This window comes from Kribbella sp. NBC_01245 (genome assembly GCF_036226525.1).
Classification (GTDB): domain Bacteria; phylum Actinomycetota; class Actinomycetes; order Propionibacteriales; family Kribbellaceae; genus Kribbella.
Genome location: NZ_CP108487.1, coordinates 1,152,153 through 1,176,340 on the forward strand (window position 1 = coordinate 1,152,153; position 24,188 = coordinate 1,176,340).

20 protein-coding genes and 1 pseudogene are annotated in these 24,188 nt (G+C 66.4%); 9 read left to right on the top strand and 12 right to left on the bottom strand.

The features are described 5' to 3' along the window. Positions 1-155: 155 nt before the first annotated feature. Positions 156-2,012 (bottom strand): hypothetical protein, encoded by a 1,857-nt coding sequence (locus OG394_RS04895; RefSeq protein WP_328993670.1) that lies wholly within the window; start codon positions 2,010-2,012, stop codon positions 156-158. A gap of 269 nt (positions 2,013-2,281) precedes the next feature. After that, positions 2,282-2,503, bottom strand: a complete 222-nt coding sequence (locus OG394_RS04900) for a hypothetical protein (protein WP_328993671.1) — start codon at positions 2,501-2,503, stop codon at positions 2,282-2,284. Positions 2,504-2,722: 219 nt separating this feature from the next. Between OG394_RS04900 and OG394_RS04905 the strand changes: the two genes are divergently transcribed. The 4 genes and pseudogenes from OG394_RS04905 to OG394_RS04915 all read left to right on the top strand — a co-directional run bounded on the left by OG394_RS04905 (position 2,723) and on the right by OG394_RS04915 (position 5,628). Then, a complete protein-coding gene (locus tag OG394_RS04905) occupies positions 2,723-2,872 on the top strand; it encodes a hypothetical protein (protein WP_328993672.1) in 150 nt (49 codons plus the stop codon). 703 nt (positions 2,873-3,575) lie between these two features. Continuing rightward, positions 3,576-4,331 (top strand): class I SAM-dependent methyltransferase, encoded by a 756-nt coding sequence (locus OG394_RS04910; protein ID WP_328993673.1) that lies wholly within the window; start codon positions 3,576-3,578, stop codon positions 4,329-4,331. 292 nt (positions 4,332-4,623) lie between these two features. After that, positions 4,624-4,869: pseudogene (locus OG394_RS40020) on the top strand (hypothetical protein); the annotation flags it as partial. Between the two features lie 297 nt (positions 4,870-5,166). Beyond that, positions 5,167-5,628 carry a hypothetical protein gene (locus OG394_RS04915; protein ID WP_328993674.1) on the top strand — a complete coding sequence of 154 codons (462 nt, stop codon included), beginning with the start codon at positions 5,167-5,169 and terminating at the stop codon, positions 5,626-5,628. An 81-nt stretch (positions 5,629-5,709) separates the two neighbouring features. Here OG394_RS04915 and OG394_RS04920 read toward each other — a convergent pair whose 3' ends face one another. Further along, entirely contained in the window at positions 5,710-8,475 is a 2,766-nt protein-coding gene (locus tag OG394_RS04920) for an AfsR/SARP family transcriptional regulator (RefSeq protein WP_328993675.1), read from the bottom strand. Between the two features lie 158 nt (positions 8,476-8,633). Between OG394_RS04920 and OG394_RS04925 the strand changes: the two genes are divergently transcribed. The 5 genes from OG394_RS04925 (at position 8,634) to OG394_RS04945 (ending at position 12,138) form a co-directional block, all read left to right on the top strand. Beyond that, a complete protein-coding gene (locus tag OG394_RS04925) occupies positions 8,634-8,879 on the top strand; it encodes a hypothetical protein (RefSeq protein WP_328993676.1) in 246 nt (81 codons plus the stop codon). A gap of 159 nt (positions 8,880-9,038) precedes the next feature. Then, positions 9,039-9,314: a hypothetical protein gene (locus tag OG394_RS04930; RefSeq protein ID WP_328993677.1), complete on the top strand. Its 276-nt coding sequence runs from the start codon at positions 9,039-9,041 to the stop codon at positions 9,312-9,314. Beyond that, complete coding sequence (locus OG394_RS04935; RefSeq protein ID WP_442914297.1) at positions 9,314-10,360, top strand: extracellular catalytic domain type 1 short-chain-length polyhydroxyalkanoate depolymerase; 1,047 nt, start codon at positions 9,314-9,316, stop codon at positions 10,358-10,360. The genes OG394_RS04930 and OG394_RS04935 overlap by 1 nt, the downstream gene beginning before the upstream one ends. 37 nt (positions 10,361-10,397) lie before the next feature. After that, positions 10,398-10,916 (top strand): RDD family protein, encoded by a 519-nt coding sequence (locus OG394_RS04940; RefSeq protein WP_328993679.1) that lies wholly within the window; start codon positions 10,398-10,400, stop codon positions 10,914-10,916. A 91-nt stretch (positions 10,917-11,007) separates the two neighbouring features. After that, positions 11,008-12,138: a patatin-like phospholipase family protein gene (locus tag OG394_RS04945; RefSeq protein ID WP_328993680.1), complete on the top strand. Its 1,131-nt coding sequence runs from the start codon at positions 11,008-11,010 to the stop codon at positions 12,136-12,138. Here the strand turns inward: OG394_RS04945 and OG394_RS04950 are convergent. The 9 genes from OG394_RS04950 to OG394_RS04990 all read right to left on the bottom strand — a co-directional run bounded on the left by OG394_RS04950 (position 12,109) and on the right by OG394_RS04990 (position 24,180). Then, positions 12,109-13,497, bottom strand: a complete 1,389-nt coding sequence (locus OG394_RS04950) for a hypothetical protein (protein WP_328993681.1) — start codon at positions 13,495-13,497, stop codon at positions 12,109-12,111. The genes OG394_RS04945 and OG394_RS04950 overlap by 30 nt on opposite strands. Continuing rightward, positions 13,494-17,090, bottom strand: coding sequence for a hypothetical protein (locus OG394_RS04955; protein ID WP_328993682.1), 3,597 nt, complete (start codon positions 17,088-17,090; stop codon positions 13,494-13,496). The genes OG394_RS04950 and OG394_RS04955 overlap by 4 nt, the downstream gene beginning before the upstream one ends. After that, entirely contained in the window at positions 17,071-18,531 is a 1,461-nt protein-coding gene (locus OG394_RS04960; RefSeq protein ID WP_328993683.1) for a CHAT domain-containing protein, read from the bottom strand. The genes OG394_RS04955 and OG394_RS04960 overlap by 20 nt, the downstream gene beginning before the upstream one ends. Continuing rightward, positions 18,528-19,634: a CHAT domain-containing protein gene (locus OG394_RS04965; protein ID WP_328993684.1), complete on the bottom strand. Its 1,107-nt coding sequence runs from the start codon at positions 19,632-19,634 to the stop codon at positions 18,528-18,530. The genes OG394_RS04960 and OG394_RS04965 overlap by 4 nt, the downstream gene beginning before the upstream one ends. Continuing rightward, complete coding sequence (locus OG394_RS04970; RefSeq protein WP_328993685.1) at positions 19,631-20,770, bottom strand: ComEC/Rec2 family competence protein; 1,140 nt, start codon at positions 20,768-20,770, stop codon at positions 19,631-19,633. Before OG394_RS04970 ends, OG394_RS04965 begins: the two co-directional genes overlap by 4 nt. A gap of 757 nt (positions 20,771-21,527) precedes the next feature. After that, the gene (locus OG394_RS04975) at positions 21,528-22,127 is read right to left on the bottom strand and encodes an RNaseH domain-containing protein (protein WP_328996800.1); all 600 of its coding nucleotides are present in this window, start codon (positions 22,125-22,127) and stop codon (positions 21,528-21,530) included. 197 nt (positions 22,128-22,324) lie between these two features. Then, positions 22,325-22,612: a hypothetical protein gene (locus OG394_RS04980; RefSeq protein ID WP_328993686.1), complete on the bottom strand. Its 288-nt coding sequence runs from the start codon at positions 22,610-22,612 to the stop codon at positions 22,325-22,327. Between the two features lie 26 nt (positions 22,613-22,638). Further along, positions 22,639-23,442, bottom strand: coding sequence for an SDR family NAD(P)-dependent oxidoreductase (locus tag OG394_RS04985; RefSeq protein ID WP_328993687.1), 804 nt, complete (start codon positions 23,440-23,442; stop codon positions 22,639-22,641). 15 nt (positions 23,443-23,457) lie between these two features. Next, positions 23,458-24,180, bottom strand: coding sequence for an SDR family NAD(P)-dependent oxidoreductase (locus OG394_RS04990; protein ID WP_328993688.1), 723 nt, complete (start codon positions 24,178-24,180; stop codon positions 23,458-23,460). Positions 24,181-24,188 lie beyond the last annotated feature (8 nt).

Below are 24,188 nucleotides of genomic sequence, written 5' to 3' on the forward strand. Positions count from 1 at the left end.
CCCTGATCCTCCTCGCCGTCGCCTACTTCGACCGCGACCTCGCGCCCTCCGCACCACACTGACTCCATCTATCAGCGTTCCATCGCGCGGCGCCACTACCGCCGGTCGCCCATCTGGGCGGCCGGCGGGTTGTTGTGGCTGCGGCTCGAACGGGCTCAGGAGTCGTCGCTGAAGGTTCCTCCGAAGTGGTCGGAGTTGCCGAAGGTCGCCGGGCAGTCGTTGTTGGGTCCTGGGCGCAGTTCCGTGGAGTGCGTGGCCGGCAGTTCGGCGGCCGCGGCTTGGTCCTCCTTCTTGTCTCCGACGATGGGTTCAGTGGTGCCGGCCAGGACGTCTTCGACGAACGCCTGACGGTAGGTGTTGATGGCGGGGCACACGGCTCCGTTGCGCATGTCGTTCCAGACGGCGGAGCCGTAGTCCCGCGTTGCGACGGCGTAGTTGTAATCGCCGAGGAACTCTGAGGTCAGGCTGTTGGCGCTTGACGCCCGCCCGTCGCCTACTGCGCCACGCAACAGTGTCGTGAACGCGCCGACGGTGTGGGCCGTGCCGGCGATGTCGGCGTGCCGTACCACGCCCAGCACCCGGCGTGGGGAGGTTGTGTCGTTGCGCCACGGGTCGAGCCAGGCGTTGTAGACCAGCCACGCATCGGTGCCGTCAGGCGAGATCGCCACCGCCGGGAAGTTGGCTCGGTCGCTGCCCTCGCTGACCACCACCTTGGCCGAGTAGGTGCTGCCGCCGTTGGTCGAGCTCACCAGGAACGCCTTCTCGAGGTTGGTTCCCTGACTGTCGTCGGACCAGGTGAGCAGGATCTGGTCGGTGGCGTCCGCACCGGTCGGCGCACCGTTGGCGATGTCGAACGACGGGAAGGTGTTGGTCCGGGCGCCCGCGATGCCGTCGATCGTGAACCGGCCCTGCGCGGGGTCGAACTGCCCGATTCCGCCGAGTCCTGAGACAACGGCCCTGGGGCGCTCGAAATTCTGGCCACCGTTGAAGGACCGGGCCTGGAAGAAGACGCCCTGGCGCGTTCGGATGTCGGTGCCGATCCACACCACGTAGACCACGCCTTGGCTGTCGGTTCGGATGGCACAGCCCTGCCGTCCGCCGGTCTGGTTGTTGTTGGTTGCCGCGGACAGCTGGCGCGTGGTCCACGTGTCGCCGCCGTCGGTGGAACGAGCGAACAGCACCGGTTCGGCTCCGGCGGCCCCGCGGAACCCGACGTTGCAGACGTAGGCGTTGCCGAAGTGGGGGCTGGTCTCGGCGTTGTCGGCCCAGATCTGTTCCTTGTCGCTGAAGAGGGCCTGGTTCTGCCTGGTCACGACCACCGGGTCCATCCAGGCGTCGTTGTCACCGGCGATGGCGCCCGCCAGGTCATCGGTGCGGGACACCGCGATCGCTCCAGCGCCGGGAAAACCGGGATTGCCCGGGAAGTTGGTGGCGATGTTCGCGTAGTACAGCCGCTGCCCGTTGGTCCAGGAGAAGTTCCCTGAGGCGTCGGGAACGGGACCGAAGACCAGCTCTGGGTCGCCGTTGGAGACCATGCCGTTGACGTCGTAGTTGGGCAGCGTGCCGATCGGGCCGTTGGGATCGGGCACGCAGCCGGTGTCGCCGACCGGGGGTTGGCCAGGCGCGACGTCGGGTGCGCCGAGGCAGGACGGTGTGACGCGCGCCGAGAAGCCGGTGTACGTCGGCTGCGTCCACGTGCGGCCGGAGTCGGTCGAGAATTGGATGCCGGATAGGCCGACGCCCGGGGTGAACGGGCAGGTGCGGTCATCGCCGGCGTTGCACGCCTCCAGGTCGATGTTGTCGTTGGCTCCCGCCGCGAGAATCGCGGGGTTGACCGGGTTCACGGCCAGACCCGGCTCGTTCTGCTTGTTCTGGGAGAACAGTTGGTCATTGCTGCCGACGGTGACTTCCGTCGACCCGCCGGGTGTGATTGGCACGGCCTGGGCTGGCATCGGGAGAAGTAGTGCTGCGACTGCCGCGGCGACCGTCGCGGCGACGTTGATCCTGCGCATGACGCTCCTCGGATAGATGGGATCGTTCTGCGCGGCGCGCCTGGCTGCCCCGAGCACCGGCCAGGTGGTCGCAACCTCTCAGTTTCGTCCGCTCGCGGCGCCCCGGCAAGGAGCTGAGCCGATCCAGAAGGTGCTGAGCCGCACACGGCCCGAGCGTTCCGCGCGGTCACTTCCTGTCATCGGCTGATCCGGTCGTAGGAGCGGCGTGCGTCCGATCCGGTTGCCCTCTACAACCGGTTCCGGACAGACAGCCGGCTAACCCGGCTCGATCACTCGTTCAGGGGCTCGGGGTAGCAGTTGCGGCCGCGCCAGATCCATCCGCGGCCGGTCTCTTCGTAGCCGAGTGCCCAGGCGGCGGGATCGTTGATGGGATCGGTGCGGCCCATTCGCCGGGCTGCGAGGATGCGGTCTTTGAAGTCCTCGGCGTAGTAGACCTCGCCGTGGCGGGGGCCACCTTCGAGCCGGGTCTCATGTCCGCGGTGGTTAGCCATCGATGTCTCCTCCCGGGCGCAGTTGCTTGGCCGGCACCCAGCTGGACCAGCCGGTGGTATCGCGAACCAGGCCGGAGCCATTCGCCTCTTTCGCGGATCCAGACATCGATGACGCAGTCGCCGCGCCAGACGGGCTGAGGGGTTTCCAGCCGTCGTACGGCATCGGCCGCGCGCTGCCCGGTGGGCGTCGAACTGGATATCAAGCGAGATGACCACCTCGTGGCGTCGGCAGCGGCGGTCTACTACTACGACGTGGTCGCCAACCTGGACGGCAAGTGGAAGGCCTACGGCAGCTACTCCTGGTACGACTACAACTACTCGAGACTCTGCGTCCGTACCTATAACTCGGTCGCGGGCGCCGAATCGTAGGCGGAACTCCGGTCGATATCCCCCTCCGAATACTTGATCGGCAAGGTTTGGGACAGGAAGCCCCTCGACGGCGATGCGAACTGCATCCCCCTCAGCGGAACTTCGCTCGGCCGGGAGGTAAGCCTCGACGTTGTGCACTACAACGCTGCAGGCGTCCTCGACTCCGCCGGCACAGACAGGTTCGTCGTAGGACGGTGACGCCCCAACCCGTACGGGGCACCAGCGCCCCGGCCAACTAGCCGCAGCGAGTTCCGACACACCAACGCCACCGTGCAGAGGCATTCAACGCCACGTTGAAGGCCTCTTGCGTTTTCAACGTCACGTTGACAACGGACAGGCAACCCGGCCAGCGAGATATGGAGGTCGAAGCGGATCCAGACGAGGATGCCCAGGCCGGCCGTGGTCGCCGTGTAGGTGGCGACGTGGCGCAGACAGGTCAGCTGTCCGGCGGTGTTTCGGTGCCCCTTGGTGATCGCCTGATGTGAGGTCTGGATCCAGTGGTTTGACGCCGGATGCGCGGTCGACGCGACGCAGGTAGCGCTGCTCGAAGCGCCGAACACGGCGATTGACCGAGCGGATCAGCTCGCGCTATCCGCGGGCATGCGCGGACGGGTTGTCCTTGCGAAAACCATTGGTGCCCGGCTCGCTCCGCTGATGGACTGACGTCCCACCGTGAGTCTGCCGCGTGACGGAGGTAGTGGTTGTGACGGATTATGACGTGCTTGCCGAGGTGTACGAATGGCTCATCTCAGATGCAAAGTTGCCTCCAGCCGAGTTCGCTGCGTCGTTCGATGACGTCCTCAGTCTCCTGCCGTCGAACGCTCACGTCCTCGACTGTTCGTGCGGAACCGGACAGTTGGCGGTTGGCCTCGCCGGTCGTGGCATGCAGGTTGTCGCAACTGACGCCAGCGAAGCGATGGTTCGTCGGACTGCAGAGTTGTCTGAGGAGTTCGGGGCATCCGTCCGGGCCGTGCGGGCGAACTGGGAAGAGTTGCCTGACCATTTGGAGGACGACACGTTCGACATGGTGTTCTGCGTTGGCAACTCGCTTCACCATGCCGCGGGCGCGACAGGCAGGGGTGCTGCTCTGGAGTCGATGTCACGCCTTCTGCGCCCTGGCGGGCGCTTGGTACTCACATCCCGCACTTGGGAACTCGTGAGGGCCAGAGGTTCCCGGCTCGACATCAGTGACCGACTCGTCCGCCGGAACGGTCGCGATGCCGTCGTGGTCTACCGCTGGGAGATTGCGCCGCATTGGGAGGAGGAGCACCACATCGAGATTGCGATCGCGCAAGTTGATGCGACTGGGTTGGTTCTTGTCCGCTCAGAACTGCTGTCCTGCTGGCCCTACCGGTACGAGGAACTCGAAGTCGAGCTGCACCGGGTCGGACTCCGGACGGAAGTGAGCACGTTCGATCTTGAGGCCGAGAACTACATGGTGGTCGCGAGCAAGGTATAGACACCGGGCTCTCAGCCCCTGGCCGGACCGCGCGGTTGCTCGCAGGACGCTTGCGCCCTCTAACGCCATACCACTGGAGTCGTCGCTGATCTGTAGTGCAGAGGAAGCCTGAGCCACTCCTGGGGACCATCGACCCAGGCCCACCGATACTGCGCAACAGCCCAAGGTCCCAGCTGAAAGTTGACCTAACCTCCACTTCTCCATTTCGTCGCAATCGAATGTCGAACGTATGTTCTAGTATACATTCGAGATTGCTGGGGTGCTTGCAGCAGCGACAACGGGGAGGTGCCGGGTGGGGTACAGCAATCCGCCGATTCCCTGGTCGAAACTCGAGCAGAAGCTGTCAGGCACGGCTCGACCAAGCGAGCGACTCTGCACCGAAGCTAAGTTCAGTAAAGACGGCGGCGACAGCCCCGCCTGGAGTCAGCACCGAGGCCCGTACGTGCCGCCGGTGGAGGAACTCCCATCCCGTCCGGCCGGGCCGGTGACGCCGTACGCCGAACTGCACTGCCACTCGAACTTCTCATTCCTCGACGGACCGGTGCTTCGGGCAACTTCTTTCCCTCGACCCACCGGTGCACGAGCGTGTCGTGGTCAGCAGATGTGAAAGATCCACCCCCGCACTCTAGGACTCGAAGTTCGCCGACGTACCGGAATTGCCTGGGATCCCTGCAACCAGGCCGGTCGTCTCCGCGCTGTCCCGGACCAGATCTGGGGTCAAGGTTCTCCGAAGGTTCTCCGAAGGCGGAGTCAGCAGACTTGCGGCGACATCAGCACCGGGACGGCCCACGGTCGCCACCGAAGCGCTGACCTACTCGACGGAGGATGCCTTCATATGAGCCGAATTTCTCGCCTCGCCACAATCGCGCTGCTGACCGGCGCGACCGCCCTGACAGCCGGAGCGCAGCCCGCCTCGGCGGCTACCACAGACGCGGGCTGGTGCCACGGTGAAGCCGTCAGCACCTGTATCAAACTCGAGGTGGACGGTGGCAACGTCAGGGCCCTCGCCACCATCCGCGATGTCGCCGGCGGCACCGACTTCGGCGTCGACGTCAGGTGGGTGAAACTCCAGATGTACAACCGGGCGGTCGGCAGGTGGGTGGACGTCGCCGTCACCACGGAGGAGAAATTCGAGTACACCTATGACGTCGCTGCCACCGGCTGGAGGACTTGTGCCGGCCAGGGTGGTGTCGCACAGTTCCGCGCCGCAGGCTGGTACAAGTGGCGCAACCCGAGCGGGGCGGTGTTCTTCGACGAGATGACGACCGCTGCGCACGGAGTCCCCTGCGCTCCCTAACGCTCGCCGGCCGCGAGGACGGGGTTCTCCTGCAACGCCGGCGGGAACCCCGTCCATCTGCGGATCGAAGAGCACCGCTGATCAGCTGTGCTCTGACGAGTTCAGTTTGTCGCGCAGTTGTTCGGCGAGCGGGTGCCCGAGCTCCTCGAAGACCACCAACGCGCGCGCCCAGGTCTCGCGTGCGGCGGTCAGGTCACCCGCTTCCGCCTGGACGTCACCGAGTCTCTGTAGTCCGGTGGCCACGTAGAACCTGTCGTCGATCGTGCCGAACAGCTGAACCGCCTGCTGGTAGGCGCGAATGGCCTCGTCATGCTGACCTCGCCGGCGGTTCAGATAGCCGAGTGTGTCGTGCGCGGCGGCCTGCGCCTTGAGATCGCCGGATTCGTCAGCGATCTCCAGGGCCCGGCGCGAACAAACGATTGCGTCGTCCATCTCACCGAGCTGTGCCAGGTACCAGCCGATGGATACGAGCGTCCGGAGCTGTCCGGGCCGGGATCCCTCCGCCTCGTAGAGCGCGAGGGAGTTCTCCGCGTAGGCGAGCGCACTCCGGTAACGCGGACGCTGGGCCATCACGAATCCGCCGACACCCAGGGCGTAGGCCAGGCGAAGTCGGTCGCCGGACGCACGAGCCAGCTCGAGTGCGCGATGGATGTGCTCCCGGCCCTCGGCATGTCGGCCAGTCCGCGCACAGTAGTAGGCGAGGCCGCGATGAATCAGGCCCATGGCGCCCGGATCGTCGAGTGTCTGCGCCGCCGCCAGACCGACCTGCTCGACGGCGATCGCATCGTCACAGCGCCCCTGGCGACCGAGATACCTGGCGACCAGGTCTGCGAGCTGCCAGCAGTGGGCCGGAAACGCCGCGCCTGCGGCCACATCGACCAATCTGACCAGGACCGAGAGTTCGGCGGCGAACCAGTCGAGCGCCGAGCTGCTGTTCACGGGGTCGTCGGGCTGCACGCCGGTTAACGGCGGATCGAGCGCGAACACGTCTCGGCTCGGATTGAGATGGCCGACCGCGCGGTACGCGGTATGGAGGTAGTGGTCGAGGACGCGTCGTAGTGCGGTGTCCCGGTCGGCCGGAGATATCTCTGCGGCAACCTCGCCGGCATAGGCGCGCAGCAGGTCATGGTGAGAGTGCCGGTCCGGGCCGGAGTTGCTGAGCAGGGTGGCTCGGCACAGTCGGCGAAGCACCAATGCCGTTTCCGTCCGGCCGCTCCCTGCCAGACTCGCTGCTGCCGAAACGGAGATGTCAGGACCGGGATGCAGGCCGAGTAATCCGAACAATCGCTGCGCCGCGGGATCCTGTGCGTCGTACGACCAGGACAGCACCGTGCGTACCGAGGTCATCGGATCGGCGGTGTCCAGCCGATCCAGCCGATGCCTGCCGTCGGCGAGCTGGTCGGCCAGCGTCGCAAGCGAAAGCTCCGGCGTTTGCGCCGCCTCCGCGGCCAGCACCGACAGCGCGAGCGGCAGGTAGTTGCACTGCTGGGCCAGGGTTGCCGCAGCGGCAGGCTCCGTGGCCACCCGGTCCGAGCCGATCCGCTCGGACAACAGCGTCTCGGCATCCGCGGGACTGAGCAGATCCAGCGTGATCGAGTGCGCGCCGAACTCGGCGATCAATCCGGTCAGGTGGTTGCGGCTGGTCACCAGTACGACGCTCCCCTGTGCCGCCGGGATCAGCGGACGCACCTGCTCGGCGTCCCGGGCGTTGTCGAGAACCATCAGCAGCCGACGATCGGCGGTGAGACTGCGAAACAGTGCCACCTGTTCCTCGAGTCCCTGCGGCACCCGATCCGGGTGGGCGCCGAGAGCATCGAGGCAGGCGCGGACCGCCTCGGCCGGAGCCGTCGGCTTGCCGGTCGGATCGAAACCGTGCAACTCGACGAAGAGCTGACCGTCCGGAAACCGGTCTGCGACCCGGTGCGCCCAGTGCAGCGCGAGAGTCGTCTTACCGATGCCAGCAGTTCCCGCGATGGCGGAGATCACGACGGCCGAAGCGTCCTCGCCGGCGGCGAGCATCGTATCGAGGTTCGTCAGCTCGGCATCCCGGCCGGCGAAATGCCGGGTGATCGGGGGTAGTTGCCGCGGCACGTCCCGGGCGGTCGGGTACTGCCGACGACCTGCCACCTTCGATTCGCGGCGGAGAATGGCCAGATGGAGTGACTGCAACTCTTCGCTCGGCTCCACCCCGAGCTCGTCGATCAACCGCTCACGGAGCTGGGCGTAACACCTGAGTGCCTCGGCGCGACGGCCCGTGCAGACGAGGGCGCGGATCACGAAGCTGCAAAGGGGTTCGGACAGCGGGTAGTCGCCGATCAGCAGCGCAAGGTCGTCCGACAACTCGCCGAGCGCACCCGAAGCGTCCATCCGCTCGGCGAGCAGTAGCCAGGCGGACAGGCGATCATTCGAAAGCGATTCGCGGTAACGCGCTGCCCAGGAGCTGTCCAGGCCCGAGAGCGGAACACCACGCCACAACCCGATCGCTTCCCGTAGATCGGCGGTTGCCGCCTCCCGCTCCTTGGCCCTGATCAGGCCCTGGGCGAAACGGACCGCGTCGACAGCGGTCTCCGGTACGTCGAGAACGTAGCCGCCGCCGCGGCGCGTAAGCCCGATGCCGGTATCGCGCAGTGCACGCCTGAGCGAGCTGAGATACGGATACAGGGTCGCAGCGGGTTGGTTGGGCGGATGGTCGCCCCAAACCCGATCGACGATCACCTCGGTGGGCACTACCCGCCCTGGTGCCACGGCGAGCGCAGCGAGCACCAGTCGCGGCTTGGCAGACCCGACGTCGAGTTCCGCGCCGTCGGCCCACACCTCGACCTGGCCCAGCAGCCGAATCTCTGTCACCCGCGCCTCTCCCCGTCGTTCACTGCCGCCCCGGTCCAGGATGGCACTGACGGCCAGGGCAGCGCCTAGGATTGCGACCGCGGCAGCGACTGACAAGGACCTTCAGCCATGGCCGAATATGCCGTTCGTCGCGAACACTCGGCCGTTTCGGTCAGGTTGTGAGCTATGCCGGCGGCACGCCGACCACCACCTACCAGTCGCTGCTTCGCTGCGCGCTGGGGGAGGAGGCCGCAAACCAGGCCTGGAACCCCGATCTGCTGCTCTCCGGCCAAAGCCAGCTGTGGACCGCGATCACCACTACTCAGGGGCCCCTGCGGCTCGCCCGGCCTCATGTCCAGCGATGGGCCAAGGACGACCTCAAGAGCGCCAACGCCGTCGCGGCGATTTCTGGACCGTCGCGGTGACGGCGGGGGAGTCGAACCGGGACCTGATCCTGACCCCTGTTCAGTCCGGAGAATCTTGATGAGACTGTTGCAATTCTGGCCGACGCTCATGGCGAGCTCGACCCGGCGGAGACCGCTGAGGCGGCGTTCAGGCAGCGGCTAACAGCGGCCGAGTCGACCATGCGAAGACTGCAGAATGCGCTGGAGGCGGGCTGGGATCCGGAGGCGCTGACGAGCCAGTACAACGCTGCTGTCGCGGAGAAGCGCGCGGCGGAAGCTGGTATTGATTCGTTACAGCCGACGGCACGTCTGACGAGCACCGAGATCCGGGCGATGGTCGACGAGTTGGGGGACATGAAGCTGGTGCTGGATACAGCGGATCGGGGCGATCTAGCGGAGCTGTACCACACGCGTAGAGCTCAATGTCTGAGCATCGCTCGAGCTCGCAACTACTGATGGTCACAGTCGGCCAAGGTGACCTGCGTGCCGCATCGAGGACACACTGGGCGGACGGGGTTTGTGGGTTGCGGGGACATGGTCGGGGTGGGCAAGGCGTGTCATCTTCGGTTGGAAGGAACCGTCCCGGAGGTGTGGCTGATGAATCTCCGTCCATTCGTAGCAATGTTCTTCGCTACTGCGCTGATCTGTGGGCTCACCGTCCCTGCGACCCACGCGGAAGCTGCGAGTCTGGAGGAGGTCACGGGTTTTGGGTCGAATCCGGGGGTCTGAGGATGTTCCGCTACGTCCCGCCTGGTCTCGGGGAGGGGCGCCCGGTGGTGGTGGCCTTGCATGGTTGTACTCAGTCTGCGGCCGCGTACGACGACGAGCCGGGTTGGGTCGCTCTCGCGCAGCAGGCGGGATTTTCGCTGGTTCTGCCGCAGCAGCAGTCGGCCAACAATGCGAGCAAATGTTTCAACTGGTTCGAGCAGGCGGATACGGCGCGGGGTTCCGGGGAGGCCTTGTCCATCAAGCAGATGGCCGACCGGATGGTTAGCGATCTGGGTTCGGATGCTGAACGGGTGTTCGTCACGGGTCTGTCGGCAGGTGGTTCGATGGCCGCCGTGATGCTGGTGACGTACCCAGAGGTGTTCGCCGGTGGCGCTGTTGTGGCTGGGTTGCCGTATCGCTGCGCGACCTCGCTCGCGCAGGCGTTCGGCTGTCAGAATCCGGGCGCCGATCTGTCGCCGCGGCAATGGGGCGACAAGGTGCGCGCGGGGGCGGGTAGCGCTGGCCGGTGGCCGAAGGTCTCGATCGGGCACGGTACAGCCGACTACACGGTTGCCTATCGCAACCTCACAGAGCTGATGGAGCAGTGGACCGACCGATCCTGGCGCGGGAGCCGACCAGTGTGGCGTCCCCGCGCCGTACATCCTCGATGTGAACCTCTGTGCGGCCGTCCACATCGCACACTTCTGGGGCATCGCCTAGCTGCACGAGCAACGAGCCTCGGAGTACGGGTGGAGGTACGGGCAGCACGATGTCGGTGGCGAGGCCTAGCTTAGTTGCCGAAGGCCCCGAGCTGTCGATAGAGCGGATCGCATGAGTATGTATATAGACCCGGTGAATGTGCTGGGGCCGCAGATCGCCAAGCGAGTCGCGCCGTTGGGTGACGGGCGAAGGTATGTGCGCGCGGGGGAGTGGACCCGGCTTTTCGCGTGGCTGGTGGACTTCGTGGTGTGCGTGTTCGGCATGGGGATCGGGTTCGTTGCCCTCGCGCTGATGGATCCCGGCAATGACACGTTGCTGCTCGGCCTGATTGGGCTGCTGTTCGGGGTTCCCCTGGTGTACGGGTTGTTCTACGGCAACGGCCGGGTCCTTGGCGCTGTGCTGACCGGTACGCAGCTCGTCCGGCTGAAGGACGGTGGCCGGCTGGGCTTCTGGGCGCCGTGGGCGATGCTGGTTCGGATCTTGCTGCTGCCGCTCGTGATTTTCGGCGTGCTGGTGGGTTCGTTCGGCGGCGGGGGATCGCCGCCGGGGACGTTCTACAGGGTCAGCCTTGACCGCGACGCCACCCGCTGGCTCTGGGCAGCGGAGTCGGCCAGCGTCAATCCCTCGTAGCCCAACCTGCGCGGCAATGGACAGCCAGCCTGTACGGACGCAGACTGGAAACGTCGTTCCGGGTGGGGACCGCGGGGAACGAGGGGGAGAGATGCAGGTTGATCAACCGCATGCGGGTACGGCGTTGTGCCTGTCTGGTGGTGGGTATCGCGCGATGTTGTTCCATGCGGGCGCGTTGTGGCGTCTCAACGAACTCGGCCAGCTGGCTGGGCTCAAGCGGGTATCGAGCGTCTCGGGTGGTTCGATCACAGCGGGCCTGCTCGGTCTGCGGTGGTCCGGACTGGGATGGCAAGACGAAATTGCGAGCGATCTGCGTGCGCAGGTGATCGATCCGCTGATCGAGCTGGCCGGCCACACGATCGACGTACCGGCCGTTCTCGCCGGTGTGTTGCTGCCGCGGATCACGGTGAGCAGCCGGATTCAGGCCGCCTACGCGCGGCGCCTGTTCGGCGACGCCACCCTGCAAGATCTCCCCGACAGCCCCCGCTTCGTCATCACCGCGACGAATCTGCAGACCGGTTCGCTGTGGCGGTTCACCAAGAGGTCCATGCGTGATTGGCAGGTCGGCGGGGTGGCGAATCCGACGACGCCGCTCGCACTGGCCGTTGCCGCCTCGTCGGCCTTCCCGCCGGTGTTGTCACCGACCGTCCTCCGGGTGCCCGCCACGGACTGGGAACCCGACTGGAACATGCCCGGAATGGAACAGTTCCGTCGCCGGGTCGTCCTGTCCGACGGCGGGGTCTACGACAACCTCGGCCTGCAACCTGTGATCGAAAACAGCGAAGTCATCCTGGTCAGCGATGGTGGCGGTGAGCTGAAGAAGCAGCGGCGGATACCGGTCGACTGGCCGCGTGCCATGGTCCGGGTGATGTTCGTGCTCGATCGTGAGGTCCGCGCCCAGCGCTCGCGGGCGCTGGTGGACGGCTACCGCCGGGGCGAGTACGGCGGTGCTTACTGGGGGATCCGAACACCGATCGATCGGTACGACGTAGCGGGCACACTGCCCTGCCAGCCTGACGTGACGGCCGCCATCGCCCGTACGCCGACCCGGTTGAAGGCGTTGCCGCTCGTACGGCGCCAGCAGTTGGTGAACTGGGGCTACGCGGTTTGTGACGCCGCGATGCGCCATCGACCCGCGATCGGCGCCGAGCCACCGGACGGCTTCCCGTTCCCCGACCAGGCACTCGATGGATCAGAAGCCCACCACCTGGTCGGGCGGTAGCTCCTGCGCGGCGATGACCTTGAGCCGGTGTGGCAGGGCCCGCAGTGCCTTGTGGAGCGGCGCGATCGCTTGCACCGATGACGTCACCACCGTCGTGTCAGCGGCGTACCCGGCGGCCGCCTCGACGGCTGCCCACTCCGCTGCGGCCAGCGCCTCCGGACCGCTTGCGTCGACTAGCACGGACTCCACCTGGGCAGGGATACGCACCGGGTTCTTCATGATCTGCACGCCCATTCGCCAGGACTCTTCCGCGAGACACTTGCGAACGCGCGCGGCGACAATGGACGGGTCACGCTGGGCATTGGGCGGCGTGCTGGGGTCGCGCAGCAAGGGGTTTTCCGAGAACGAGACCTTCTCCGACCCGATGCCGGCGCCGCCGATCTCGAGCAGCAGCCACAAGATGCGCGGCAGGTTGCGGACCGGGCGGCCTTCGCGGACGAAGTTCCGGACGCAGGCCGTCAGCATGTATTGCCGCGGATAACACTCGAGAAACGTTGCGCCCAGGTCCGGCAGGGTGAATTCGAGTTCCTCGAATGCCCGTTTGATGTCGAGGTTCCAGACGAACCATGCCGCCTGGTGGAGGAGGAAGGGCCTGAGCGCCTTGTCGACGACATCGTTCCAGCCCGCGTCCTCGCCGACGTCGAACGGACCGACGCGGATATCGTTCGCCGTCAGCCAGACGGTGCCGGGCCGGCCCGAGGTCGGCTCCAATCCCAAGTCGGGGAACAGGATGCCCTTCCGCTCGAACAGCGCCCGTCGTAGCGAGGACACGGCCTCGGGCGTCCGTTCCGCGTTGCTCAGTGTCTTCGCCGCGACTTCGAGCTTGAGTTGTGGCGTGCAAGTGGCGAGCACGCGTTCGCCGAGCTCCTCGGCGGAGACCTCGGGCGCTGCGGCGATTCGCGAGTCGAGGCCGGGCGGCGTACTCGGACTAACCGGCTGTACGGCGAAGCCGTGGTCAACGACGTACGCCGAAACCGGGTCCGGCGAATCGCCCAGCAGCAAGGAGAGCCGACGCCGTAACCGCTGATCGATCTCGGAGACCAGTTTGTCCGGATTGGCGTGCAGGCCGGGGTCGATGCCGACGGCAACGGGTCGGCCGCCGATGGCGAGGTCCACGGTGGAACCTGCGCCGGGCTGTACGCGCACGTCCGGATCGATCTGTACGTCGAGCATCGTCATCCGCTGCGACAGCAGATCCTCGATCAGCCGTTCAACGATGCCCCAGTTCTGCCGACCTGCCGGTACGCGGAGCTCGATCGGGAGGAGAGCCTTGGCCGGAGGCAGCTCAGCGACCGGATCGCTGTCCGGGACGCTCTTTCCCTTCATCGCCCGGAGGAGCTCGCGTACCAACTCGGTCATGGCAACTCCTCCGCTGCGAGGATCCGGATCCTCGCAGCCTCGGTGGCGAGCAGCCGCCACACGAACGGACGCAAGCGATGGTCGGCGACCTCGATCGGTACCACTCCCCGCGCAGCCGGCTGGGTGTCGAGCCAGTCGCGAAGATCGGCGATCAACCTGGCCGCCGGCTCACGATTCATCGACCAGGCCCAGCTGCCGTCCGGGTTCAGCCCGGTCGCGGCCTGCTGCTCCAGCTCGGCCGGTAGTGCGAGCGGTGCTGTTCCGCGCTCGAGACCGAGCCGGTGAGCTCCGAGCCGTCTCCTGACCACGCGCAGTGTGTCCATTGGACCGTGGGCCATCGTGGAGTTCTCGGTCTCCAGGCAACCCTCCAGGATGAGCTTCCGGTCGACCACTGGCACGTGCTCGCGGAGCAGCAACCTGAGCACTCGCGCGACGCGCAGCCGGGCGCCGGGCGTCGGTGGTTCGAGACCGTCCGGCACCGATCCGGTCGGGTCCCAATCCCGCAACCACAGCGGGATGTCGTCTACGACGATCAGCCGGTAGAGCTGAGCGCGCACCGTACACTCGAGCATCTCGTGGAGCTCGACGGCCGCGACGCCTGCGTCCTGATCAAGTTGGCTCCTCGCCATGACCTGGTCGTACAGCCGAACCGTGGCCGAGCGTTGCGCCGGATCAACGTGTTTGATCCGGACACCGGGTATCTGGACTCCCATGGTCCGGATCAGGTCCGCGCGCAAGCCGCCGATCGCCTGGCCCAGCCAGACGTTGTCCCGCAAGTAGGCGTGCTCGGCATCGAGCCGGGCGTCGATCGGCGATACGAACGGGAGCATTTCGGGCTCGGGTACGGCGTCGCGGCGCAGCCGGTACACGCTGTCCATCGGCAGCCGCTCGATCACCCGGGTGAGCTCGGCCTTCTCCTCTGTGGCCTTGGCGCAGTCAACCAGTGCGTCGCGGTGCGTCCACCAGGACGGTACGTCGCGGGCGAAGACCTGGAAGACCTGCTCGAGCACCGACGGGTTGTCGTCCTCGTCGCGACGAGCGAGAGCGGCAACTGTCGTTGGTAGTGGCGTTTCCTCCAATTCGACCCCGGCGAAAGCCAGCCGAGCGGTCAGGTCGCCGTGAACCGTGCTGTCGACATCCAAGAGGTCGACCACCTGCGCCAGCCGGCGCCAGTCGGCGTTGGCCGACGCGAGGTCGCCGTCGTCGTGGACCTTTCGGTCGCCACGGTCGAGCAGTGCCTGCGCGGCCCGCTCCAGCCCGAGTCGAGCCTCCGGAACTTGGTGATCTCGACACAGACGCTCGTACAGGTCGAGCGCGGTCTCCGGATCCCAGCTGGACATGGCGGTCCGCGCCTGGGCAGCCAGCTCCGACGGATCATCGTCCTGACGTGTGACAGACCGCAGTTCGCCGATCCGCTCGTCGGCCGCGCGGGCCAGGTCGTCCAGGACCGGCAGCGACCGCCCGGCCGGGAGGATCTGGCGCAACAGCTCGAACTCCATCGTCTTCATGTGCACCAGGTCGTGAACCGTCGGCGTGGAGGCGATCCCTTCCCGCAGCAGCCGTTCGCCCTCGTTCAGCTCTTCTTCATCGTTGCCTCGGGCAAGCAACATCTGGCCGAGGTCCCGTCGAAAGGCCGAGTCCGCGGGCGATCGTTCGAGCAGGTCGGTCTGGAGAGCGATGGCGTCGTTCAGCTCGCCGCACTGGAATGCGGACCAGGCCGCCACCGCGCTCGAGGTGAGCGTGTCGCGGTCCTTCCAGGAGGCGCGAGCTTCGGCCCGGGCTCCGGCTGGGTTCTCCAACAGGGACAAGCAACCGGCGCGCAGATAGGTCAAGCGTTCGTCTTCGCCGATCAGGACTCCCAGCGCTTCGGAGTACTGCTCCAGCCGGATAAAGGCAAGTGCCTGCTGAAGGATCAGGTCGACGTAGTCCGGCCAGATTGCCAACGACTTTGTCGCGTCGGCCAACGCGCCCTCGTAGTCGTCGAGATCGAGCTTCGCGCCAACCTGGCGAGCGGCGGTGTAGGGGTGGCCGTGGCCACTTTGGAGGCCTTCCGTCGCGGCCTCGAGCGCCTGCCTCGGCAGTCCCGCGAGGCGCAGGAAGGTGGCGAGGAATCCAGGTGCGACCTGGCTTTCGGGGTCCAGCAGCAAGGCCCGCTCGCACAGCAGCGACGGGTCTTGGTCATCGTCTGGCCACACCCGCTTGCGGTAGTAGGCGATCAGCGCCGCCGACAGCAGGACCCACGCCTCGCTCCGCTTCGGCATTCTGAGCTCGAAGCCGGCTGCAAGGTGCTTCGCCGCCGCTTGGATCGCCTTGGCGTCGACGACCCCGTCGGCGTCTACTGCCTGCTCCCGAAGCGCGTCGGCGTACGACCAGTGGTGCTCCGCGGCCTCAGGAGCGAGCTGGCATGCCTCCTTCAGCAACTCACGCGCTCGGCCCGGTGCGCCGGATTCGGAGAACGCGACGCCCGCGGCATGGTAGGCCGCGCCGGCCGCGGGGCTATCCGTGCGCTTCAGGAGTTCGGCCTTCTCGCTCAGCGCTTCGCGCGCCGGTTGGGGTCCGACGCCGAGGATGCCCCGGTCGATGGCCCGGTCCAGCAGGGCGAGTGCGGCCTCAGGATCGTTGGCCTTGCGCGATAGCCGCCACAACAGATTGGCCGGGACCGGGCGCAGCAATTGCGATTTGGTGAGGTCGACCCGGTTCCGGATCGCGGCTGCGGTGGTGAAACGAGCAATCGCTTCGTCGTACAGGTCGTTGGCGAGGCTCGGGTTGTCCTTCGCCATGGCGAGCGACGCGGCGGCCAGGTAGGCGTCGAGAGCGGGTTCCGCGGCCTTCAGAGCTCGGCCCAGTAGCTGGTCGGCCGTGCCGAGCTCACCCTGCTCGATCCGGACCTCCGCTTCCACAGCGATCGCGAGGCCCTCCAGGCTTGATACTTCCTCGGCTCGCCTGGCTCGTGGCGCGACGCGGAGGGTCTCGGCCGCTACCTGCCCGGCGCCGTCGTGATCGGCAAACCAGTAGAGAAGGGCGCGGGCTCGCAGCACGCCGAGCTTGACCCTTGCCTCAGATGGGAGGTCGGCGTCGAGCAGTTCACCGGCCGCGTCGGGCACGTTCCAGACCTCGTCGTCGCGCATGGCCGCGGTGAGCCGGGTCATCGGATCGGCGAGCTTGGCCTCGAGGTCCGTGGCCCCCGGAAGAGCGATCACCTCGTCGCACCGGGTCCACTGCTCCGCGGCCAATGCCTGCAGCCATGTCTTGACCCACAGGGACGTTGGAGCCGAGAGGGCGGAGGCCCGATGGCGGCTCAGCTCGAGGATCCGCAACCGCCACCAGATCGGCCCGAGAGGGTCGCTGGCGGCAGCGTCCATCTCCGCGGCCAGCACTCGGGACTCGACGCCGGACAGTACGTCGTCGATCTGCCGCAGGTCGAGTCGCCAGCGGGCAATCGACTCGCGGATCTCCTCGGGCTTACGCCGCCGCAGCGCGCCGACCATCACCCGCGCGACCGGCTTGGCCGGCGCGGACAGGTCGAGCTTCTGCAGTCGCTCCGCCGCGGCGGAAAGGGCTGCTTGTGCCTCACTATCCAGTGCGTCGGACATCGCCGCTCACTACCTTCAGCATGTTGCGGAACACCACTACCCTTGAGGAATCGTCCACTTCCAGCTTCATCCGGGCACGGAGTGTGCGGTCGAGGCTGGCCTCGTCCGAGGCGATCCGGTCGACCCACTTTTCCAGGCCTAGCTTGCTTGCAGCATCCAGGTTGCAGGTCTGCACGACGTCGAGCAGCTGCCGCCGGATCGGACTCTCCCGGATCGGCCTGTCGACGGTGAAGGAGGGGCCGCTCAACGCACCGACAGGTGCGTTGTCGGGAATCCGCACCGGGCCGTCCGCACACCGCAGGTACAGAGCGGGGGCGCCGAACCAGCGCATGTCATGGTTCTTCTCACGCATGGCCTCTCGCGCGGTCTGGACTGCCTGGCCGACCGCCTTGCCCTCCGCCAGGTCCTGGTAGAAGGTCTTCAGCGTCTCCTGTGCCTTCCGGGCTCCCAAGGGGTACTGCATCGCCAGCACCGCCGGGATGCCCCGATTGATGAAGTCCGGTGCGAGCCGCTCGAAGTTCTCGCTCGGGTCACACGCGTCGCCGATCCACTCGCACAGGTGCAGAACGACCAGCTTGGTACCGGTGGCCGAACCGTAGCCCTGCTCGCGACCGGACATCTCCACCAAGGCGTCGATCAGTGCTCCGGGGGTGTGCCAGTCCGCCCGCTCGCCGGGCAGGCTGTAGAAGATCTGCGCGTTGCCGTGCACGCCCCGGCAGGCGCCGATCAGATGGATCACATCCGGCGCCGTCTCGTTGACCAGGTTGCCGCCGGCCAGAGACGGGTCAGGCGGCCACTCGTCAACGGTGATACCGACCTGATCAAGACTGCGGAGATCGTCGATCATCCGGTTCACCCTGATGTGCTCGTCGCCGAATCCCGCATCCTCCGGCAGCGCGAGGACGAATCGGACCTCGAGCGGTCCTTTGGTCGGATCCAGGTTGTGTTCCTCCGTCGTCCGGACATATCTACTCAGCACCAGCTTCGCGCGGGCCGCGACGAAGAAGCCGAGCGGGCAGTAGAGGAACTCCCAGGGCAGCCCCATCAGCCGGAGGGTGTCGGAGTCCGTTCCCTCGAAGGAGATGAGCACCTGCAACGCGCGTCCGTTGCGGTCCTGCTGGATGGCGTCCTTCAACGCCGGTCCGACAGTGTTGCCGGCGAGGATCAGCTGCCACAGGTGGCGTCCGAGTACCTTGAACGTCCGGTCGGTGAGAAGGCTCTGCCGGCTTCGGCCGAGACTCGGCCTGGCCGTGTCGCTCATCAACTTGTCGAGCACGTCCCAGCTGTTGAGCAGATCCTCGAGCAACCCGATCGTGTCGATCTGGAGCTGGTCAGGGGAGATCTTGTCAGGGCCGATCGCCTGCTCAGCTGCCTCCGGAGTCGAGTAGGTACCGGAGACCGTCGTTGCCGACACGCGGATCTCGAATTGGTAGCGGCTCACTGCTTCCCCTCCTGCTCCGGTTCGGCCAGCAGCGGGTCGTCGCTGTGCAGATACACCACCGGTACGCCGATGAGGCCGGCGCCGATTTCTGGAGCTGCGATCACGGATCGCGCGGTCTGCACAGCCACGTCGGGCGGTTGCCGCCGGGCTAGTTCGCGGTAGAACGTCGTACTGAAGCTGGTGGCGGTGTTGTTGGTCACCGGGTATTGCATCGCCACCACGCACTGGACCCCGGCTCGGCACAGCTGCGGAGCCACGCCGGCGAAGCCCGCCTCGTAGTCGGTCGCCCCTCCATCGCAGGCATGCAATACGACGGCACGCGGCACCCAGTTGGGCGACACGAGCAGGTCGGCCATCCTGGCATCTGGCACCCAGTTGGTCTCGCCGCCCGGATCCGCGAAGGCCAAGCGGCCCTCGCCACGGCCAGGGTCGTATCGACCGTGACCCATGAATTGCACCAGGTGTGGCTGCCAGGAGGCGACGATCTCGCCCAGCTCGGTGGCCGATGGGCTGTACACGACTTCGGGCTCGAGATCGCACTGCTTGGCGGCGTCGTGGATGCCGGCGAGCACGCCGTCGGCATCCACCTTTTGCTCGGTTTTCGGTTGGGACACGATCGCCAGTAGCCTGGGCCGCACGATCGGGTCCAGGTGGGGGATCCCGCGGCGGGACGGGATATGGCGCGACAACGTGTACCCGTGTTGCCCGGCGAGGAACCAACCCTGCTCGAACTGCTTGTCCGGCTGGTACAAGAACTCCCAAGGCACGGACGCGAGTCGCGCGTGTTGTGACTCGCTGGGGAAGGTCAGCGTGAGCCGGACCAGCGCGTGACCCTCGGATGCCTTACGGATCCAGGTCCAGACCTCCGGTGGAAACAACGCGCGGTGCAGCAACGCGCCGAACGTGCGGATCTCGGCAGGGATCCACGGGCGTCCGCGCACCTGCAACCAGCGCTCGAACAGCCGGATCAGCCGGACGTCGAGGTCATCCGCGGCGGCGGTGAGAGGCATCGGCACCTTGCCGGAGAAGGCGTTCGCACCCACGACACGTGCCTCGAGCATGCCGTCCTCGTCGACCTCGACGGCGATCCGCTGGCTGCTCATGCCACCGGCTCGCTCGTCATCGCCACCTCGATACTGAGCTCGCCATCCCCGCGGTATCGGGTCCGGTAGCCAAAGCGGCTGCGAAGGCACTCGTCGTCCCACGGTTTAGTGAATTCGGTGTCGTAGTTGAACACCAGCTCGGCACCATCTGGCGCGCCCTTCACAACTGTGGCGATCGCAGGCGCGTCCGGATGGCCGAAGTAGCTGCCGTTGCTGGAGACCAGGTAGTGCCGGGCAGGCAGCAGCCCGATCAGCTCGGCGGTCAGGTTGTTCTGGCTGCCGTGGTGCGGCAGCTTGAATGCGTCCAGCGGGAAGACGTCTGCACCGTCACCGCGTTCAGCGATGAGTCGTCGTACGGCGGGGATCAGCTCGCCGGGTGTGGCGTCTCCGGCCAGCAGGACGCGGACGCCCTTGTACTCGGCGAGGAGGACGATGCTGCTCGCGTTCGCGACCGACCTGTCGGTGCCGGTGCGATCGGCCGCGAGCTGATCGGGATCGAGCTCCTCCGGCCCCAGCCACTCGTCGCCTGGTGTGTGCAACCTCCTGCTGCGCTTGGCGAAAGCGGCCAGCGCGCCTTCCTCCGATTCGAGTGTTTGAAGGTCAAGCCCTTCCTCCCGGCAGGTCTCGACCCAAACCTCGGCGAGCCGGTTGAGTTCCTCCGGCGCCGGGGCGAGCAACGTCAGCCGCAACCCACCTGGCAGCTTGTCCACTGGCAGCGGGGCATCTGGCGGCGCGACCACCGCGTCGCCCCCGAACGCCTTGTTCCAGTCGATGCCGCGGCGCTTGATGATGGCGGACAGGATCTCTCCATGGACGGCATCGAGGTAGTCGCCGAGCTGATCCCAGCTGTTGTGCCACACCTGGTCGATCTGCAGCGGAAGGTCGGCGTCGTTGACCAGCTTGATCGTGCCCTCGACATGGTCGGCGTCGACGTGCGTCAGTACCAGCAGGTCCAGCTTCCCCTCGGCCGCGACCTCGCGCATCCTCGCGCTCACGTCTTTGTATGCCCACGCCGGACCCGCGTCGACGAGCATCCGGTGCCGTTCCGCGGCACCACCCCAGGTCAGCAGGATCGCGTCCCCATGACGCGCAGGCAGAAGTTCGACCGTTAATCGGTCGTCTCGTGACTCATCCATTCGGCCCCCCTCACGGACAGTCTCCATTGCACTCCCGAAACTGCGGCTTGTCTACAGCCAGGTCACCCTCAGCGACATTGAGGGTGACCCGTGTCCAAGCCGATGCTCTTCGGGCGGAATCGATCGGGGAGATAGATAGCAATTTTCGCCCTTGGCTCAGCTAGCAAGTGTCCAAGGGGGCAACGTGAAATCCTTTCACAGCAATCGTTCTGTCCATTTTCGCCAACCGATTCGCAACATACTCACAGGTTCCCTTCTGGCGGCGGGCTGCAACCGTCGACTCCGGCGAAGAGCACTTACATCCGATGGGTCTATACCGGCAGGCTGAGAACCATCAGTCTCTTCCAGAACAGTGGCTCGCTGTCAGTGGCGTCACCTCAGGTCCGCGACTACGCGAAGACTCTTGATGGCGCTACCGCCGGACCGAAGGACGAAGCAGTGTTTGCATAGGCAGGTGATCCCAACATCGCGATCGATGCCGCAGATGCCATCCGGCGGTACGCCGACACCTGAGTCTGACCGGCCACGGGTTCCGGTCGTGGAGCCTCACTCTCGTCGGGGACCGGCCACAGGAGGTCAGCCGCCGAGGAATCCGATCGCGGCGCTCGCTACAGCGGCGCCGATGGCCTCGGTCTCAGCATCGGCAGCGACTCACGCTAACCATGCGCGTTGAGAGCCCAGCTTCAGGACGTGAGTCGGGGGATGCCCTCTGGATCGATGGCTGGTTGTAACGCGCGAGTTGTGACGCGCGCCGCTATCAAGCTAACCCGCTCGACGCTGAGGGTCTGCAGGGGCACAACGAAAAGAGCCGCTGGTCTGGGTTAGACCTGCGGCTCGTTTTGTGTCCGAGGAGCAACACACACCTTAACCACACGGGCTTGCGGGCATCCGCGGTTGATCGCTTCCCGCTGGAGCGGTCGACGGGACGTGGGATCTCGTCCGAATTGTTGCAGCGGACGATGGCGAGGTCTCGTACGACGCTGAGGTTGAGTCCGGGCAGCAGGGCGGTCGCGAACTTCTGGTTCTGCAGCCCGGGCCAGAAGCTCCGCGTGCCCGGGGCGTCGACGAACAGCACGACGGGCCCCGGCGGCAGCGCGTCCAGGATCGGCTCTACGTACGAACGCGTGGCAGCCGCCTTCTTCCCACGACCGTGCTGTTGCGATCCGATGGAGCCGGCGTGGAAGTCGGCCAGCGCGTCTGGTTGCGCGATCCACTCACCTTTCTTGTCGCTCCACATGCGAATCGGCCAGGGCAGACCCGGCGTGCTGGAGGCCTCGATGTCAACGAAGGTGAGCACTTGACGTGGCGGTACGCCGCGGCGCTGGTAGCTCTGCGATCGGGAGTGGATCCCGACCAGATGGACTTTTGTCGTGGATGAGCCTGCGAGGAAGGTGCCGAGGGCGGATCGGGCGTGTTCCGGTCGCTGACTTGCCCACTACCACACTCGGAATGGCCGGTCGCAATGTCGAGTTGACCGAGGTTGAACTGGTCAGCGTGCACCGCTAAACGCACGCGGCGCGCTCGCAGGTAGGCGAGCGCACCGCAGCGTCGTGTCTAGACCGAGATGGTGACGTAGAAGACCTTCTGGCAATAGGTCACCCGGTTGTCGGCATCCGTCAGGGCCACGTAGACCGTGCCCTTCTTGTCGGCGCCGTGATGGATCTCGATGGTGAAGTTCGCACCGGAGAAGCTGGACGCGTTGTGTTTCTCAACGTGGTCGCCGCTCCTGTCGTTCCAGCCGACGACTGCGAGGCCGTATCCGGTGAACCATCGCCCTGGCGATCCCACGCCCCAAGCCGCGGCCGGCGCCCACGACGACCGCCGTCCTGCCCGAAATGTCATTCATTGTCGTGCTCCTCCGCGGTCTCTTAGTCGGGGATGGCGCCGAGGCTCATGTTGGCCATGGTTCCGGCGATTCCGCTCGCCCGGTCCGAAGCGATGAACGTGACGACCTCGGCCATTTCCTGAAGGCTCGGCAGGCGTTTGCGGTGCGTGCGCTCGGTGACCATGTCCTGGAACTGGTCGCGAGTGATTCCGTGGGCCTTGGCATGAATGCCGAAGACCTCCTCGATCGTGCCGCTGTCCGGCATTCCCTGGGTCCGGACCCCGGCCACGCGGACGCCGTGCGGCGCGAGCTCGACTGAGAGGTCCCTGATCAGGGCCTCCTCGGCCGCCATGGCCAATGCGACGCCACCCATGAGGGGGTTGGCGATCCGGGAGGGAATCGAGGTCACGGTCATGATCACGCCCGAGCCTTTCGCCGTCATGTGCCGCCCGGCCAGGCGGGCGGTCAGGAAGTTGGCTCGCACGTGCTCGGCAATGGGTCGCATGAACTCGTCGACGTTGAGATCGACGAGCGGAACGCCCTGCAGGGTGGTGTTACGGAGCCCGACGGCGTTGAACGAGATGTCGACGCCGCCCGCCTTCTCGATCACGGTGTCGAGGTGCTCGGCCACGGCGTTCTCGTCGAGCGCGTCGACTTGCGCGGCCTCGGCCACGCCCCCAGCGGTGACGATCTCCTTGGCGAGTACCTCCGCCTTCGACAGGGTGCGCCCGGCAAGAAAGACCCGCGCCCCTTCGCGCGCGAATGTCTTGGCGACGGCGTGACCGATGGCACCGCCGGCTCCGTAGATCACGGCGGTCTTGTCCTGGAGCAGCAAACTCGTGCTCATTGGTATGCCCTTCCGTTACTGGTTCTGCGCCGCGGAAACGAGCGCCGCGTTCTCGCGCTCGAGCGCCTTCACCGCACCGCTGTTCCAGCTGTCGGCAAGCGCCTGCGAGAAGGGATCGGGGAAGATCTCGTCTTCTCCCTTGGCAAGCCCGTCGAGGATGGCCCGGGCTACCGACTGCGGTGACGCCTTCGGAATGTCGAGGTCACGCACCATGTCAGTGTCCACGGGACCGGGCAGCACGGCATGAACGTCCACGCCCTGACCGGCGAGCGTGGCACGCAGGGACTGCGTTAACGAGAACGCGGCCGCCTTCGAGATCGAGTACGCAGGACTGATCGGCACGGCAGCCACCGCTGCCATCGACAGCACATTGACGATCGCGCCCTTCGACTCGACAAGTCGAGGCAAGAGTGCCTGGATGACGCCATAGGGGCCGAAGAGGTTAACCCCAAGATGCCGCTCCAGGCCGGCTCGATCGGCCAGGTCTTCATAGCCGTAGACGCCCGCATTGTTGATCAGGACGTCGAGTGAACCAACCGTTTCCGAAGCGGCGGCGATCTGTCCGGCGTCGGTCACGTCGAGGGTCAGCGGCGTGACGCGCTCATCCGCGTGGGTGAGGGCCTGTCGTGTGCCGGCGTAGACCCTTTTGGCGCCTCTGCTCAGCGCCTCGTCGACCAGCGCCTTCCCGATGCCGCGGCTGGCTCCAGTCACCAGGACCGTCTTGTCCGCGAGTGTCATGCGTTCTC

What these genes read in the sequence shown, in the direction of transcription:
- OG394_RS04940 (WP_328993679.1), top strand. Translation starts at nt 10,398, where the DNA reads ATGAGTATGTATATAGACCCGGTGAATGTGCTGGGGCCGCAGATCGCC.
- OG394_RS04990 (WP_328993688.1), bottom strand. Translation starts at nt 24,180, where the DNA reads ATGACACTCGCGGACAAGACGGTCCTGGTGACTGGAGCCAGCCGCGGC.
- OG394_RS04895 (WP_328993670.1), bottom strand. Translation starts at nt 2,012, where the DNA reads ATGCGCAGGATCAACGTCGCCGCGACGGTCGCCGCGGCAGTCGCAGCA.
- OG394_RS04965 (WP_328993684.1), bottom strand. Translation starts at nt 19,634, where the DNA reads ATGAGCAGCCAGCGGATCGCCGTCGAGGTCGACGAGGACGGCATGCTC.
- OG394_RS04900 (WP_328993671.1), bottom strand. Translation starts at nt 2,503, where the DNA reads ATGGCTAACCACCGCGGACATGAGACCCGGCTCGAAGGTGGCCCCCGC.
- OG394_RS04955 (WP_328993682.1), bottom strand. Translation starts at nt 17,090, where the DNA reads ATGTCCGACGCACTGGATAGTGAGGCACAAGCAGCCCTTTCCGCCGCG.
- OG394_RS04935 (WP_442914297.1), top strand. Translation starts at nt 9,314, where the DNA reads ATGGTCACAGTCGGCCAAGGTGACCTGCGTGCCGCATCGAGGACACAC.
- OG394_RS04970 (WP_328993685.1), bottom strand. Translation starts at nt 20,770, where the DNA reads ATGGATGAGTCACGAGACGACCGATTAACGGTCGAACTTCTGCCTGCG.
- OG394_RS04950 (WP_328993681.1), bottom strand. Translation starts at nt 13,497, where the DNA reads ATGACCGAGTTGGTACGCGAGCTCCTCCGGGCGATGAAGGGAAAGAGC.
- OG394_RS04915 (WP_328993674.1), top strand. Translation starts at nt 5,167, where the DNA reads ATGAGCCGAATTTCTCGCCTCGCCACAATCGCGCTGCTGACCGGCGCG.
- OG394_RS04930 (WP_328993677.1), top strand. Translation starts at nt 9,039, where the DNA reads ATGCGAAGACTGCAGAATGCGCTGGAGGCGGGCTGGGATCCGGAGGCG.
- OG394_RS04945 (WP_328993680.1), top strand. Translation starts at nt 11,008, where the DNA reads ATGCAGGTTGATCAACCGCATGCGGGTACGGCGTTGTGCCTGTCTGGT.
- OG394_RS04985 (WP_328993687.1), bottom strand. Translation starts at nt 23,442, where the DNA reads ATGAGCACGAGTTTGCTGCTCCAGGACAAGACCGCCGTGATCTACGGA.
- OG394_RS04980 (WP_328993686.1), bottom strand. Translation starts at nt 22,612, where the DNA reads ATGACATTTCGGGCAGGACGGCGGTCGTCGTGGGCGCCGGCCGCGGCT.